Raw genomic sequence first — 15,590 nt, forward strand, 5'->3', positions numbered from 1 at the left:
ACCGCGTTCCCCGACCTCAAGACGCTCTATTCGAGCAACGGCAACCCCGAGCTCGATGCGGAGCACGCCTACAACCTCGACGCCGGAATCAGCGTGCGCGGCCTGGGGCCGCTATGGGCCGACGTGACCTACTTTCGCTGCGACGCCTTTGATCTGATCGGCAAGAAGGATCTTGGCAACAGCTATACCTTCGAGAACGTGGACCGCGCGCTGATCAGCGGCGTGGAGAGCGACCTGAAGCTGCAACTGTTCGACGAGCTGCTCTATGCCAAAGTGAGCCACACCTGGATGCAGACCCAGGACCGTCGCGGCGAACGCAAACTCAAGTCGCTGGACTTCCGGCCCGAGCAGCGCCTGGCCGCGGACCTGCGCCTGAACTTCGGCTTCGGCTTATCCCTGGCTGCCCAATATTTCTACACCGGCGAACGCCGCTACGAGCTGCAAGGGCGCGAGGCCACTATCGAGACTATGCCCGAATACGGCCTGACCAACGCGCGCGTGGCCCAACGCTTCAACTGGCGGGGCGGCCGCTACGCCCTGGAGCTGTTCGTACAGGGACGCAACCTGTTCGACGTGTACTACGAACAGTCGCCGCAAAAAGCCGCCCCCGGCCGCAACCTCTACGGCGGCCTCTCGCTGGAGTTCTGAAGAAAGATCGATCTTTGTGTGTAGGTGGGGCACCTTTGAGGTGCCCGCAAAACTCGCGCAGCACGACCATCATTGTTCAACGCTAAGCCCCGCGTCGCGGCGAGCATCGTTGGTCAATGATTATGGTCGCTCGCGTGCCATACCGTGTCCGGCAGTCTACTCCTCGATAATCAGCACCTCGTAGGGTTCGAGGGTAATCGCGCCCTTAAGCGCCTCAGGGCGTTGGGCGCTGCTCAGCAACAGGCGTCCGTCCACGGGCGCATCCAGGGCCTGCGGCTTTCCGCTGAAGTTCAGCGTCACGAGCACCGACTGATCCTGCGTAGTGCGCCTAAATGCGAACAGCCCGGGCCGCGGATCGCCCAGCGGCTGATAGTCGCCGGATTGCAGTGCCGTCGTGCGTTTGCGCAGCCAGATCAGCCGTCGATAGAAGCTCAGCAGCGAGTTCGGATCAGCGGACGCGCTTTGTACGCAAAGCTCGTCGGCCTGCTGATCGATGGGCAGCCAGGGCTCGCCCGCGCTGAACCCCGCGCCCGCTCCGGGCTGCCAGAGCATGGGCGTGCGGCTGGCGTCGCGCCCCTGGTACAGCGGCCAGGCCAGATGGCCCAGCGGGTCGCGTACTGCCGAGCGCGGCCACCAGCGGTTGGTCATGCCCAGCTCCTCGCCGTAGTACATAAACGGCGTGCCGCGCAAACACAGCAGCATCGCGGCGCAGACTCGGGCGCGGTCAAAGGCGTGGGGCCGGTGGTTGTAGATCGCGTAGCCGCCCAGGCGGCCGATATGACGCGGCACGTCATGGTTCGACAGCACGTAGGCCGGCCAGCCGTCTTCGGGGCAGCGCGATTCAAAACGATCGACCACCGCGCGAAAGCGATCCGCGCCAAAGCGCGCTACGGCCAGGAATTCCATGTTGAACGCCAGGTGCAGCTCGCGCGAGTTGGTGTAGGACGAGGCCGGCGAATCCTCCCAGGGGAACGAGACCACCTCGCCGACCATCATCCGCGCGTCAAAGGCATCGGTCAGCTCGCGGAACTGTTCGAGCACGCCGTGGGTCTGGGGCAGGTCGCGCGTGTGGCGGCAGTCCTGGAGCTTGCCCATGTACCAACCGCTGAGCGAGCGCTGATTGTCGCGTAGCGACTCGTCCTCGAGCAAATAGTTGACCAGGTCGAGGCGGAAGCCATCCACGCCGCGCTCGAGCCAGAAGCGGATGTCGCCGAGCACCGCCTGTTGCACCTCGGGGTTGCGCCAGTTGAGGTCGGGCTGAAAGTCGAAGAACGCGTGGTAGAAATACTGGCCCGTTGTCGGATCGAACTTCCAGGCCTTGCCCCCGGGCGCGGCGGTCCAGTTGTTGGGCTCGCGGCCGTCGCGCGGATCGGCCCAGACATACCAATCGCGTTTGGGATTGTCGCGCGACGAGGCCGACTCGAGAAACCACGGGTGCTGATCCGATGTGTGGTTGGGCACAAAATCAAGGATCACCTTGATCCCGCGCTTGTGCGCCTGCTGGACCAGCTCGTCGAAGTCGTCCAGCGTGCCGTGTTCGGGGTGCACCGAGCGGTAGTCCGACACGTCGTAACCAAAGTCGCGGTTGGGGCTGTTGTAGAACGGCGTTAGCCAGATCGCGTCCACGCCCAGCGAGTTCGGCGTGCCGTCGTTGAGGTAGTCGAGCTTGGAAATGATCCCCGGCAAGTCGCCGATGCCGTCGCCGTTGGAGTCGGCGAAACTGCGCACGTAGATCTGATAGATCGCCCCGGTCTTCCACCACGGTTGCTCGGCCATCTGCGCCCTCCTAAGGCTTGTCGAGTCTGCACGCTATGATATGTAGCGCACGACCCTGGGCACAAGGCCGCGGCGCGGGATGGGGTTCGCTCGCGCGATCGAGTAGGATTGCAAACGATGCCGGTTCTGCGACGGATCACACTCACGGCACTGGCCGCGCTGCTGGCGCTGGGCGCCTGTGATCGCCGGCCGCCGCCGGACTGGCGTCTCGATCGCGGCTGCGTGATCGACGCGCCGTCGACCGACGAGACCTGCAATCCGGGACAATGCCTGCAACTGCTCGATTACCCTTACAGCCCGGGCGGCTGCGATGAGTACGGCCTGCCGGTGGACGACTATTGCGAATTCATCGCGCTGGCGACCCGCCACGCCCAGCCGATGGGGCGCAAGCGCCTCAAACAACGCCTGCTGTCGCGCAGCCCGGCGCAAACAATGCGGCAGATCGACGGGCCCCTGCTGGCCGACACGATCGTCGACGCGCTGAACATCGGTTTTTTACTCGAAGGCCTGGAGCGCCGCCCGCTGCACGTCTACCTGCTGAAACAGGAGCTGCACTGGGAATACGAGCGCAGCGACCTGCTGTTCGTCGACCCCTACGTCGGCGCGTTCCATTGCCTGCTGCTGATCCCGCGCGGGCCGGGCCCGTTCCCGGCGTTGATCGCCCTCCACGGGCACGGCGAGAGCCCGGAGCTGTTCGTACACGAGCACTACGGCGGCCAGCTCGCCGCGTCGGGCTACATTGTGCTCATTCCCGAGCTGCGCTGCTCGGACGCGGACGCCTGGGAGGACCTGGCCGCGAGCGAGCTGCTGCTGCAGGGCTTTTCGCTGCTCGGGCTGCACGCCTACGAGGCGTTGCTCGGCCAACGCTTTCTCGAGACCCTGGCCGAGCTCGATCCGGGCCGCGTGGGCCTGGTCGGCCACTCCGGCGGCAGCGTGCTGGGCAACCTGCTGGTCTGGATCGATCCGCGCATCGGCTGTTACGTCAGCGACTGCCAAGGAAGCTACCTCAGCCTCGAGGCACGCAGCGGCCGACTGCTCGACGAGATGCTCCCGGCGCTGCACCCCTTTGCCGAAAACATCAACCGGCTACAATCCTGCCCGGCCCGCGTTTACGAGGCGCCCTACGGATTTGCCGACAACGGCGAGGACCTCTTTGAGTTTTTAGGTCGATGTCTGTAGCTTGGTCATCGTCGGCAACAAATAGGAAAAACTCAAAGGACAGGCCTATGACCCTACAGAAGCAGGGCCCGAGGACAATCAGGCTCGATGTGGACGCCGCGGCGCGGACCATCGGGTTCAATACTGCATCGAGTCCGACCCAGGCGCACTTGCGATTGGCGCGCTACTACTCCTCGCCGCTGTTGATGGGGCCACCGCGCTCGGAGCTGCTGTTGCAGATGTTGGCGCAGATGTTCGACGAGAACGAGGCCGACCTGGTCCAGCACCTGCCGCCGCTGCGACCGCGCAGCGCACAGAAGGTCGCGGCCAAGTCCGGCCGTCCGCTGCACGAGGTCGAGGCGCTGCTGGACAGCCTGGCGCTGACCAAAAAAGTGATCCTTGCCGCGGGCAGCCCGCGCAAATACACGATCCTGCCCATCGTGCCCGGGACCTTTGAGATGGCGCTGATGACCTCCGACATCGGCTCGTACAACTCCTGGCACCAACGATTTGCCGAGCTATTCGAGGAGCTGTTCGAGACCCGCTACTACGTCGATTACCCAGGCTCGCGCCACTCGTCGCTGGTGCGTTACCTGCCTGTGGGACAGGTGGCGCCCAGTTTGCGTTCGGCCTGGCCCAGCGACCTGCTCGAACAGGTGCTCGAACCCTTTGACGACTTCGCCGTGGGCCACTGCCAGTGCCGAATCGCAATGCAGCTGGTGGGCAAGGGCTGCGGCAAGCCTACCGAGAACTGCACGGTGTTCGGCCCGATGGTCAAGCCGATGGTCGAGCGCGGAATGATGCGCCGTATTGACCGCGACGAGCTGATCTCCATTAAACGCGAGGCCGAGCAGGCAGGCTGCGTAACCTGGATGATGAACTCCGGCGACATTGACAAGGGGAACGGCAGCTGCTCGTGCTGCGGCTGCTGTTGTCACGCGTTACGCATGGTGCGCGACTTCAACACGCCGGGCCTAATCAGCGTGCCGCACTTCCTGCCCGCGCTCGATGCGCAAAGCTGCAACTCCTGCGGTTCGTGCGTGCGGATCTGCCCAATGGACGCCTGGACCCTGGCCGACGGCCATCCGCTGTTCGATCGCGCGCGCTGCATCGGCTGCGGCCTGTGCGTCACCGCCTGCAAGCAAGACGCGCTGCACCTCGAGCCGCTGGACGAGGCCAAGCCGCCCACGGGCTCTTGGAACGGCCTGCTGCTTAAAGGTCTGCCCAGCTATCTGGGCAACAGCGTGCGCGTCTGGGCCGGACGGCTGTTCGGCTGAGGACTGAATCCCGCAGTGGGCCGTGCTATGCTGCGGCCGAACTCAGAACGGGAGAGCGAGCAATGATCGAGCGACTTAGATCCCTATCGATATTTCTGCTGATAATATTGGCCGTCGTCCTGCTGTCGGTTGCCTGCGATGGCGACGACGATGACGACGATGCGTCCGACGACGATTCGACGGATGACGATGACGAGCAGCCTGTTGACCCCTACCAGGGCATGGCGCCCTCGGGTCCGCCCCTGGACGATATCCTGGGGATCTCGAGCCACTTAAGCCGCGGCACGGGCTACAGCTGGACCCGCGAGTTCGAGCTCGAGCGCCTAAAACGCGCGGGGGTGGACATCGTACGCACCGACTTCCACTGGAGAACCATCGAGGCCCAGGACGACGTCTGGTACTTCGACGGCTACGACACGATGGTCGATCTGGTGAACGACAGCTCGATGCGGGTCAACGCGATTCTCGATTTCGGCGTGGACTGGGCCATGCCCGGCGGCAGCCACAACGAGATCGACCCGGCGAAGTGGGCCGACTACACCGGAACCCTGGCCGCGCATTATGCCGATCGCATCGACCTCTACGAGGTCTGGAACGAACAAAACACCGGGCGCTTTTGGAAGCCCGAGCCCAATCCGCAACATTATGGACTGCTGCTCGAGGCGGCTTACGACGCGGTACACGAGGCCGACGACTCGGCCACGGTGATCTTCGGCGGCATAGCGGCCTGGATCGACGGTACGCTGAGCCCCGACGGGATGTGGGAATTTCTGCTACAGGTCTGGCAGGAACACCCCGATGTCTGCGAGCACTTCGACGCCTTGGCGATTCACCCCTATGCTTTCTTTCAGCAGTCGCGTCCCGAGCATGAAGTGCCGCTGCTGGGCATCAGCTACCCCAGCCTGCACCGACTGCTGGACCAGGCGTATTGGACCCTCGATCGCGTGGGCTGCCCGGACAAGCCGATCTATCTGACCGAAATGGGCTGGCCCGACTACTTCCTGACCAAAGAATGCCAGGCCGCGTATTTGGCGCGCAGCGTGATGATCAGCGCCAGCCGCGGTGTGGTCGGCTACTACTGGTATACGTTCTGGGACGGCTCGGGCAACTCCGAGCTGATCACCGAGGACTTCTTCGGACTCTACACCTGGCCCGGCGACGATCCGCAGCCCAAGCCCTCGTACTCCGCGCTGATGGGTCTCCACCAGGCGCTGGGTGATCAAAGCTACGCCGGCGACCTGGCCGCGGCCCTGGATTGGCCCGAGAACCTCTATGCCCATGCGTTCGCAAACGAGAACGGTCAGTGGGCCGTGGGCCTGTGGCGCTCGGACTTCGACCTGTTCAAGTCCGAGATCGTCAGCGTGCCACTGCACCCCGACGCGAGCGGAACCTGGTGGCTCTACGACCAGATGGGGAACTTGATCGGCTCGGGCGACGCGTCCGCAGGGGCAGTCGAGGTCTTAATCAGCGGCGAGGTGAGCTACCTGAAATTCACGGTCGAGTAGCGGCACCTTTTAGGTGGCTCGAAGCCGCCTACCCTACGAGCTCGGCGCGTTTTCGCGGGCGTCTGGTGCGGGACGAGTCGTCCTGCAGCACGTTGCGCACGAAGCTCTGGATCTCGTCCTGGACCACGCCGATGGGGGTCATGCGTCTGATCCAGGAGTCGGTCTGCAAAACCAGCAGCGGGATTCCCGCGCGACGCATCAGCTCCTTGCGTAAAATCTCGACCACGCTCCAGGTCTGTTTACAGGCGTGGTGTCCGCAGTAGATCACCGAATCCGCGCCCAGGTCGTGCACCGCGTGCAGCACGTCCTCGACCCAACACTGGGACATCGATGACCCACCCATCTGCCTGGTCATCGGCATGTTGGAGGCCTCGAGGGCCATGCCGCGCACCATTGAGTCCAGCGACGTGGTGTCGATCGGCTGCGGACAGAACAGGTCGAGGATATCGCCCATGTGGCTAATCCCCTGCTCCTCGGACCAGTTGAACAGTCCGGAGAAGTCAAAGTAGATGCTGGTGTAGCCCCACAGACAGCGCGCCCGTTCGCGCTTGGCCGGGTACTCGCCGCGCCTCAGCCGATCCTTGGCCACGTCAACGAGTTTTTGCAGCATCTCGATCCCCTGGTCCGTGCCCCAGGTGCTGAAGCGCACGCCGTAAATCAGCATTGAGAACAGGTTGGGCACAGGCGAAGGCCGGGCCTTGCGCAGTTCCCACAGCTCCCAGTACAGCTCGGTGCAGCGGTTGGAGCGCTGCACCACCGGCCGCAGCATCTCCTCGGTCAGCTTCCGGCCGCACAGGTTCTCAAGTCCCCTGATCAGCGAGCGATAGTTCGCCACGTACAGCTCGCGTCCGCGCGGAGTATCGTCCACCGGCTTTTCCAAGATCAGCTGCGGGATATCCAACTGCACTGACACGAACTCGTGGATCTTGGCGTTGGCGTCGCAGCCGCCGGGTCCGGCTGAGATCAACGCGTCGGGCCGCAGTGACGCGCCGGAGAGCAGCGAGCCCAGCTCGATGCTGCTCGAGCTGCAGATGTGGTCGGGCAGACCCAGGCCGATGGCCGCGTCAAAGTAGCGTTCGCCCTGCCCCTCGAGGCCGACCACGCCGATGGTGGTCAGCAGCTCGCAGGTCAGCACCCGGGCATTGTCAAAGACTGTAACCAGCTCCGGCGGGAAGTTAAATGGCGCCAGAATCACGTACTCATCGCCCTGTGACGCGCGCCGCGCGTCGATCAGCCAACGGCCGATCATCTTCAAAAACGGGATGCTCGCCTCGCGTACGTGCGGCGCGAGGAATGCGCCCAAGCCGGCGGCCGGATCGCGCGGCAGCAGGCTCAGCAGCCCCTCGAGCTCCTCGTCGCTGATCGAATCGCCGATGCGTAGCGTCAGGCCGAACAGATCGGACGCGCGCTCGAACAGCCCGGTGCTATACGGATCGTTCATCGACTGAGATTGAGCGACCGTCAATCTTTGATCTGCGGCTCGAGCGCCTTGGTCTTGCCGATATAGAAGCGGTCCTCCCACAGCGCCTGTGGGTCGGGGCTCATCGCCACGGTCTTGTTATAGATCGCTCGCGCCTTGCCCCACTGTTCCTCTTCGATGTAGAGCTCGAGCAGGTAGAAATTGGTGCGCGGGATGCTCTGCGACTTGAGAAAATTCTCCTCAGCCTTTTCCGGATCGTACTTCGGCCAGGGCAGGCTCTGGTAGTAGCGCCCCATGGCGCGGTACGGGCCGCCGCGGTCGAAATCGCCGTTGATCGCGATGGCGCGGTTGCACGACTGCTCGTAATTTTTGCCCAGTCCCTGAGTCAAGGCGCGCAGGATGCCGATCCCCTTGCCCTTCTCTCCAAGACAGATGCACTTGTAGTAGTGCCCCTCAACGCCGCCGGGATTGAGCGCCGCGGCCTTTGTGCCCCAGTCCTCGCCGATCTGGCCCCACTGCTTGTCGACCTGCTTATCCTCGGTGCGGTCGCAGACCCAGAAAGCCGCGCGCGATGCGCGCCACGCCGCGTCGTACGATCCGTCGACGTCGAACGCCGATTGGGACATCCCGAACATCTTCTTTCCGCTGTCCATGCTGCCGATGCGGTCAACCCACAGTTGGTCGACCGTTGCCAATATCGACGCCGCGTCCTGAGAAACCACGGCCGCGGAAGTAAGCAGCACTGCGACCGCCAGAATGATCATCAGCTTGCGCATCGGTCTTCCCCCCATGTTCAATACATTCATCCGATAATTTTATCACAGCACGAATACGATTTGGCAGCCCGCGTGCAGTGCGGCGAGAGCTGGGTTAGAATCCCGCGAAATAATCGGAGAACAATGATGGACGTTTACGAACAACTACGGCAGGTGCTCGACGCCCACCCCTCCAGCGCACCGAGTTCTCCGGCTTTCGACGAGATCCTGCGCATTCTGTTCAGCGAGGACGAGGCCGCCCTGGCCGCGGCCATGAGCTTTCGGCCCCAGCCAGTGGAAAAAATTGCCACGGCCGCGCAGCTCGATCCGGACACTACCGGCCAGATGCTCGAACGCCTGGCCGACCGGGCGCTGGTTTTTTGCCGCCGCAAGGAAGGCCGCGCGCTATACGGTCTGCTGCCAACGATCCCCGGGCTGTTCGAGTTCCCGTTCATGCGCGGTAAAAATACGCCCGAGCTCGAACGGCTGGCCGAGCTGTGGGAACGCTACCACCACGACGGGTTGGGCGACCAGTTCTGCGGCAATCCTACTCCGCCGATGCGAGTGGTGCCCGTCGAGAAATCGGTAAACGCCGAGCTGCACGTGCACCCCTACGAGGTGGTGGCCAATCTGGTGCGCGGCGCGGATTACATCGCGCTTACCAAATGCGCCTGCCGCGTAAGCGTGGCCAAGTGCGAGCGCCCGCTGGAGGTCTGCATTATCTTCGGCCCGCCGGCCGAGTTCCTGGTCGAACGCGGCTACGCGCGCCATGTTGACCACGACGAGGCGCTGCGCGCCCTGGAGCTGTCCGAGGCCGCGGGCCTGGTGCACACCAGCAACAACAGCGCCGACCGCGCCAACCTGATCTGCAACTGCTGTTCGTGCTGCTGTACGGTGCTGCGCGGCCTGACCCAGGTGGGCAATCCTCACGCCATCGCCACCAGCGCATTTGTCGCCGCAATCGACGCGCAAGCCTGCACCGGCTGCGCTGTTTGCGCGGACGACCGCTGCCCGATCGAGGCGATCGTTGTAACCGACGGCACGGCGTTGGTCGACGCCGAGCGCTGCATCGGCTGCGGCCTGTGCGTCTCGACCTGTCCGGCAAATGCGATCCGCCTGCGCGAGCGCGAGCAGCGTCCGGCGATCTGCGAAACGGTGCAACAGATGGGCCTGCAGATGGCCCAGGAAAAAGGTCGGCTGGAACGATTGATCGAGATCATGTCGCGCTGAGGCTTCGCGCCGGCCGGGATTGCCCCTTGCGCGTCGAGGATGTAAATTCTCATGAGCTGATTTCGATCCATAATTACATCTGCGAGGTTGACTTCGATGCCGCGACGCGACGACATCCGCAAAGTGCTGATCATCGGTTCTGGTCCGATCATCATCGGCCAGGCCTGTGAATTCGACTATTCGGGGACCCAGGCCTGTAAGGCCCTACGTCAACTGGGTTACGAGATCGTGCTGGTCAACTCCAACCCGGCGACTATCATGACCGATCCGGGGATGGCCGACGCGACTTACATCGAGCCGTTGACCGTGGAGAAGCTCGAGCTGATCATCGCCAAGGAACGGCCCGACGCGGTGCTGCCCAACCTCGGCGGCCAGACCGGACTCAATCTAACATCCGCGCTTCACCGCAACGGCGTTCTCGATAAATACGGCGTGCAAATCATCGGCGTGCAGGCCGACGCCATCGAGCGCGGCGAAGACCGCATCGAGTTTAAACGCACGATGGAAAGCATCGACGTAGAGATGCCGCGCAGCGAGGCCACAACCACGGTCGAGGGCGCCGAGCTGATCGCCGAACAACTGGGCTACCCGGTTGTGGTGCGACCGGCCTATACAATGGGCGGCACGGGCGGCGGCCTGGTGTGGAACCTCGAGGAGCTGAAAATCATCGCCTCCCGCGGTATCGCGGCGAGCATGGTCGGTCAGATTTTGATCGAGGAGTCGGTGCTCGGCTGGGAAGAGCTCGAGCTGGAAGTGGTGCGCGACGCGCAGGGTAAAAAGATCACTGTCTGCTTCATCGAGAACGTCGACGCGATGGGCGTACACACCGGCGACAGCTACTGCACCGCGCCGATGCTGACGATCTCCCCGGAACTGCAGCAGCGGCTGCAGGAGATCTCCTACCGCATTGTCGACGCCATCGGCGTCACCGGCGGGACCAACGTCCAGTTCGCCCACGATCCGCAGAGCGACCGGATAGTGGTAATCGAGATCAACCCGCGCACCTCGCGCTCGTCGGCCCTGGCCTCCAAGGCCACGGGGTTCCCGATCGCCCTGGTCTCCTCCAAGCTCGCCGGCGGGCTGGATCTGTCGGAAATCCCCTACTGGCGCGACGGCACGCTGGATCGCTATACGCCCTCGGGCGACTACGTGGTGGTCAAGTTCGCGCGCTGGGCGTTCGAGAAGTTCCCCGGCTCCATCGACAAGCTGGGCACGCAGATGCGCGCCGTGGGCGAGGTGATGAGCATCGGCAAGAACTACAAGGAGGCGTTCCAAAAGTCGATTCGCTCGCTGGAGATCAGCCGCTACGGCCTGGGCTTCGCCAAGAACTACAACGAGCTGCCGATCGAGGAGTTGCAGCGGCTGCTGGTCGACCCTACAAGCGAACGCCAGTTCATCATCTACGAGGCGCTACGCAAGGGTATGAGCATCGACGAGCTGTACCGGCTGACCTACATCAAGCCCTGGTTCCTCGAGCAGATGCGGGAGCTGGTCGAACTCGAGCAGCAACTGCTGGAATATCGCGGGAGCCTGCCGCCCGATGATCTCTTGCGTCAGGCCAAGCGCGACGGATTCGCCGACCGCTATCTGGCGCGGCTGCTCGGGCTCTCCGAGACCGCGTTGCGCGAGCGTCGGCTCGAGCTGGGAATCAAGCAGGCCTGGAACATCGTGCCGGTCAGCGGCGCGGACGCAGCCTACTACTACTCGACCTACAACGCGCCGGACGAGGTCGAGGTCTCGGACAAGCCCAAGGTGATGATCCTCGGCGGCGGCCCCAACCGCATCGGCCAGGGGATCGAATTCGACTACACCTGCGTGCACGCGGCGTTCGCCCTGCGCGAGCTGGGCTACGAGTCGATCATGGTCAACTGCAACCCCGAGACCGTGTCCACGGACTACGACACGTCGGACAAGCTGTACTTCGAGCCGATCACGGTCGAGGACGTGCTCTCGATCTACGACAAAGAGCGGCCCGAGGGCGTGATCGTGCAGTTCGGCGGGCAAACCCCGCTGAACATCGCCGCCGAGCTCGAGCAGGCCGGGGTCAAGATCCTCGGCACCTCGGTCGACAGCATCGACCTGGCCGAGGACCGCGAACGCTTCGCCGCGGCGATGAACAAGCTCCAAATTCCGATGCCTGAAAACGGCACCGCGACCTCGCTGGAGCAGGCGCTGGACGTGGCTGCCAAGATCGGCTACCCGCTGCTGGTGCGGCCCTCCTACGTGCTGGGCGGCCGCGGAATGGAGATCGTCTACGACGAGGAGACGCTGATCAAATACGTGCGCGCCGCGGTGGAGATCACCCCGGAAAAGCCGATGCTGATCGACAAGTTCCTCGAGAACGCTCTGGAGTGCGAGGCCGACGCGATCAGCGACGGCGAGCAGGTGTTCATCCCCTCGATCATGGAGCACATCGAGCTGGCCGGCATCCACTCCGGCGACAGCGCCTGCGTAATTCCGCCCACCGATATTGCACAGCACCACATGACGACGATCGAGGACTACACACGACGCATCGCCATTGAGCTGCGGGTCGTGGGCCTGATGAACATCCAATACGCGATCTACAACGACGTGGTTTACATCCTCGAGGCCAACCCGCGCGCCTCGCGAACCGTGCCGCTGGTCTCCAAAGTCACCGGCGTATCAATGGCGCGCATCGCCACCGATGTGATGCTCGGTCGCAAGCTGGCGCAGGCCGACACCCACCATCGCGAGTACCCGCACTTTGGGGTCAAGGAAACGGTCTTCCCGTTCAACATGTTCCCCGAGGTCGACCCGCTGCTGGGTCCGGAGATGCGTTCCACCGGCGAAGTCCTCGGTCTCTCGGACTCGTTCCCCCTGGCGTTTCACAAGGCGCAGGTCGCCTCGGGCTACGCACCACCGCTGGAGGGCGCGGCGTTAATAACGGTAGTAGGCAACGACAAGCAGCTGGTGCTGCCCGCGGCACGGGAACTGTCCGATCTCGGATTTAAAATCATCGCCACCAGCGGCACAGCGCAGTTCTTGGGCGAGCAAGGCGTCCAGTGCGAAAAGATCTTCAAACTGCACGAGGGGCGGCCGAACATCCTTGACGCGCTGCACAACGGCGAGATCCAGATGATCATCAACACGCCGGTGGGCAAGGAGAGCGTGTACGACGACAGCTACATCCGCAAGGCGGCGATCAAGTACAAGATCCCCTATTTCACCACCACCGCGGCCGGTCGCGCCGCAGCCCGCGGAATCCGCGCGGCACGCGAGGGGCGGATCAGAGTCAAGTCGTTGCAGAGCTATCACCGCGACATCAAGTAGGCGCAGGGCACCTTTGAGGTGCCCGCAAAACACGCGAGCGAACCAGGGCCGTAATTCAACGACCCACCCCGCGTCGAAAGATATGGGAAGTGGGGAAAGATCGAGAAATCGATCTTTGTGTGTAGGCTCGCCTGGGACGGACGCGGCAACATGCAGCACGTTGCCGCGTTGCCGTTTCTCCCTCCTATCGCGAGCAGAGGCGGCCTAGACCCGCAACCACCGGCTACGGCACCAGGCGCGGACGGCCGTCCTGGTCGTAAAGCCGGGCCAGCACCTGCCAGTCCTCGCGCGCCAGGTGGCCCGAGGCCCAGGCCACGAACATCTCGCCGCGTCTGCCCAATGCCACGCAGGGCCAGCTCTGGTCGCCAAGGTATTGCAGGTTGACCTGCTGCTCGTTGCCCAGCGGTTCGCCCGTGGAGTCGAAGCGCCGCACGAACACACCCCAGCTCGAGCGGTCCTGATGAAACGAGGCGTAGCTAATCGCGATCGAGCCGTCGTTGCCTACGGCCACCGCGGGCCAGTTCTGATCCCACCAGCAATAGCGGTTGACGCGGAACTCCTCGTCCAGCGGTTTTCCCTGCGCGTCGAACAGCCGGGCGAAAATCCCGCAGCCGAAGCCGTCCTGGCCCACCGAGGTCCAGGTCACGGCCAGGGTGCCGTCGGCCGCCAGGGCTGTGGACGGGTTGCCCTGGTCGCCCGGCGCGTGTTCGTTGACAACGAACGCCGAACCCAGCGGCGCAGCCTGGTCGCCCAGCATCCGCGCCATCACTGCCCAGCCCTCGCCGTCCGCTCCCAGACTCTGCCAGACCACGGCAATGCGTCCGTTCTGGGTGGCGCTGATCGCCGGGTTGCTTGCCCACAACCCCTCGCCCTGGTCCACGCGCTGGGGATCGCCCAGTTCCTCGCCCGCTGCTGAGAAGCGCCGCAGATAGATCGCGGCGTGACCGTCGGCCGCAAAATCCTGGTACACAACCAACTGCTCGCCGTCGCGGGTCACGGCGATCGAGTTGCGGCCCAGCTCGAGCGGCTCGTCGAGCACGAATTTCTGGCGCTCGCCCAGGGCCAGGCCCGAATGATGGAACGTGCGGCTAAACACGTTGCGGCCGTCGATCCAGTAGACGGTAAATGAGCCGTCCTCGCGCGGCAGCACAGCGCGCAGGCCGCCGTTGGGCAGCAGGTAGTCGCTGACCTCGAGCTCGCAGCGCAGCATGCGCGGACGCTTGACCTGCCCCTCGCCTGGCGTGTAGCTGATGCTGACCGAACCGCCCCCTGCGGTAGCCTGAGGTACGGGCGGGGGCGGCGCAGGGTCCGCAGGATCGGGTTTGGGATCCTCCTCCGGGAGATCGTCAAACGCGGCCAACGCCTTGCGCAGTTCCTCGCGGTCCTCCTCGGACATCCCCTCTTCGTCCATGTTGTCCGGGTCCCACTCCTCGTGTTCGACCTCCGGCTTGGGCAGCATCGGCATGCCGCTCGCGGCCGCACCTCCTCCGGCTCCATCCATCATGCCGGCCATGTCCGGCATCGGCGCGCCGGAGTCGAGCTTCGAGGGTGGCGGCGGGGCGCCTGACCCTCCCGAGGGCATGGACGGGGCTGCGCTTCCGCCCGCGCTGCCGCCGCTTTGGCGTATGGCCATGTTCGGCTTGCGCGGCGTGCCCGCGATCTCGATGCTCGCCCGCATGTTGCTCGATCCCGCTGATCCGCCGCCCATGCTGCGGCCGCCGCCCGCGCCGCCGCCGCCCGGCGCGTTGAGCACGATCTTCTTGCCGCTGCCCACATCGTTGCCGCCCTGGCCCAAGTCGAGCTTGATCCGCACATCGCGCGGCGTGCCCTCGACGCGCGGAGGCGCCTGGGCCGTGCGCGTATGGACCTGGTCGGGCCGTTGCGGGTTGGTGCGATGCGGTGCGTAGTGCGCGATCAGGCTGAAGAGAAACATCGCCGCCAGCAGCGCGCAGGCCATCAGTGCGATCTGCATCGTGCGTTTGCTCGGCAGATGGAACTTGATCTTCTTATCACTAAGCTGCCGCTCGCTCTCCTGTTTGTAGTCGGAAAGCGCATTACGCACAGCTTTGCCGATGTCGAGGTCAATGTCGTCCTGTTCCTTGACCTGTGGTTTGGTTCGAGCTTGGCCCGGTGTCGGCATGATGCCCGCGTCCGACCGATACACCGGCCGCGTCTTCTCCTTGGCTTTGGTGGTCGGCTTTTCCAGGTCGAAATGAAACGTCAGCGTGGCCTTGCCCAGCTTGAGTGTGCCGCCCTCGTGCAGCTCGCCGATCTTTATTCGCTTGCCCTCGAGATACGTGCCGCGCTTGGACCCACGATCCTCAACCATATAGCGATCGCCCCTGCGTCGAATTATCGCATGCAGATCGGCTACACCCGGATCGTCGATGCGGACTTGTGCGCGCGGATTGCTGCCGAGGCGGATTTCGTCGGCGTCGATTTCGATCCTGCGTCCCTTTTGCGCACCGTGTTTGAACACCAGGTATGCCATCTGGTCTCCCGCAATTGACAAGCAAGGGCCACGGCC

Annotated in this window: 10 protein-coding genes; 6 read left to right on the forward strand and 4 right to left on the reverse strand. The window is 64.0% G+C overall.

What is annotated here, in order from left to right; translation table 11 throughout:
• A partial coding sequence (locus P9M14_09730) for a TonB-dependent receptor (protein MDP8256018.1) occupies positions 1-648 on the forward strand: 648 nt, incomplete at its 5' end.
• Between the two features lie 156 nt (positions 649-804).
• On the opposite strand, the gene P9M14_09735 is transcribed toward P9M14_09730, so the two are convergent.
• The gene (locus P9M14_09735; GenBank protein ID MDP8256019.1) at positions 805-2,424 is read right to left on the reverse strand and encodes an alpha-glucosidase; all 1,620 of its coding nucleotides are present in this window, start codon (positions 2,422-2,424) and stop codon (positions 805-807) included.
• A gap of 117 nt (positions 2,425-2,541) precedes the next feature.
• On the opposite strand from P9M14_09735, the gene P9M14_09740 reads away from it, so the two are divergent.
• The 3 genes from P9M14_09740 (at position 2,542) to P9M14_09750 (ending at position 6,364) form a co-directional block, all read left to right on the forward strand.
• Positions 2,542-3,603: a hypothetical protein gene (locus tag P9M14_09740; GenBank protein ID MDP8256020.1), complete on the forward strand. Its 1,062-nt coding sequence runs from the start codon at positions 2,542-2,544 to the stop codon at positions 3,601-3,603.
• Between the two features lie 47 nt (positions 3,604-3,650).
• Entirely contained in the window at positions 3,651-4,859 is a 1,209-nt protein-coding gene (locus tag P9M14_09745) for a 4Fe-4S binding protein (protein MDP8256021.1), read from the forward strand.
• 107 nt (positions 4,860-4,966) lie between these two features.
• Positions 4,967-6,364, forward strand: coding sequence for a hypothetical protein (locus P9M14_09750; protein MDP8256022.1), 1,398 nt, complete (start codon positions 4,967-4,969; stop codon positions 6,362-6,364).
• 28 nt (positions 6,365-6,392) lie between these two features.
• On the opposite strand, the gene P9M14_09755 is transcribed toward P9M14_09750, so the two are convergent.
• Together P9M14_09755 and P9M14_09760 are read right to left on the reverse strand one after the other, a co-directional pair.
• Entirely contained in the window at positions 6,393-7,805 is a 1,413-nt protein-coding gene (locus tag P9M14_09755) for a 2-hydroxyacyl-CoA dehydratase family protein (protein MDP8256023.1), read from the reverse strand.
• A 20-nt stretch (positions 7,806-7,825) separates the two neighbouring features.
• A complete protein-coding gene (locus tag P9M14_09760; GenBank protein ID MDP8256024.1) occupies positions 7,826-8,560 on the reverse strand; it encodes a hypothetical protein in 735 nt (244 codons plus the stop codon).
• 126 nt (positions 8,561-8,686) lie between these two features.
• On the opposite strand from P9M14_09760, the gene P9M14_09765 reads away from it, so the two are divergent.
• A complete protein-coding gene (locus P9M14_09765; GenBank protein ID MDP8256025.1) occupies positions 8,687-9,769 on the forward strand; it encodes a 4Fe-4S binding protein in 1,083 nt (360 codons plus the stop codon).
• 96 nt (positions 9,770-9,865) lie between these two features.
• Complete coding sequence (gene carB / locus P9M14_09770) at positions 9,866-13,063, forward strand: carbamoyl-phosphate synthase large subunit (GenBank protein ID MDP8256026.1); 3,198 nt, start codon at positions 9,866-9,868, stop codon at positions 13,061-13,063.
• Positions 13,064-13,286: 223 nt separating this feature from the next.
• Here carB and P9M14_09775 read toward each other — a convergent pair whose 3' ends face one another.
• Entirely contained in the window at positions 13,287-15,554 is a 2,268-nt protein-coding gene (locus P9M14_09775; protein ID MDP8256027.1) for an FHA domain-containing protein, read from the reverse strand.
• Between the last annotated feature and the right edge of the window lie 36 nt (positions 15,555-15,590).

This window comes from Candidatus Alcyoniella australis, from assembly GCA_030765605.1.
Classification (GTDB): domain Bacteria; phylum Lernaellota; class Lernaellaia; order JAVCCG01; family Alcyoniellaceae; genus Alcyoniella; species Alcyoniella australis.

Excerpts from the sequence above, each read along its gene's own strand:
- P9M14_09740 (MDP8256020.1), top strand. The coding sequence starts at position 2,542 with ATGCCGGTTCTGCGACGGATCACACTCACGGCACTGGCCGCGCTGCTG.
- P9M14_09755 (MDP8256023.1), bottom strand. The coding sequence starts at position 7,805 with ATGAACGATCCGTATAGCACCGGGCTGTTCGAGCGCGCGTCCGATCTG.
- P9M14_09745 (MDP8256021.1), top strand. The coding sequence starts at position 3,651 with ATGACCCTACAGAAGCAGGGCCCGAGGACAATCAGGCTCGATGTGGAC.
- P9M14_09735 (MDP8256019.1), bottom strand. The coding sequence starts at position 2,424 with ATGGCCGAGCAACCGTGGTGGAAGACCGGGGCGATCTATCAGATCTAC.
- carB (MDP8256026.1), top strand. The coding sequence starts at position 9,866 with ATGCCGCGACGCGACGACATCCGCAAAGTGCTGATCATCGGTTCTGGT.
- P9M14_09775 (MDP8256027.1), bottom strand. The coding sequence starts at position 15,554 with ATGGCATACCTGGTGTTCAAACACGGTGCGCAAAAGGGACGCAGGATC.
- P9M14_09765 (MDP8256025.1), top strand. The coding sequence starts at position 8,687 with ATGGACGTTTACGAACAACTACGGCAGGTGCTCGACGCCCACCCCTCC.
- P9M14_09760 (MDP8256024.1), bottom strand. The coding sequence starts at position 8,560 with ATGCGCAAGCTGATGATCATTCTGGCGGTCGCAGTGCTGCTTACTTCC.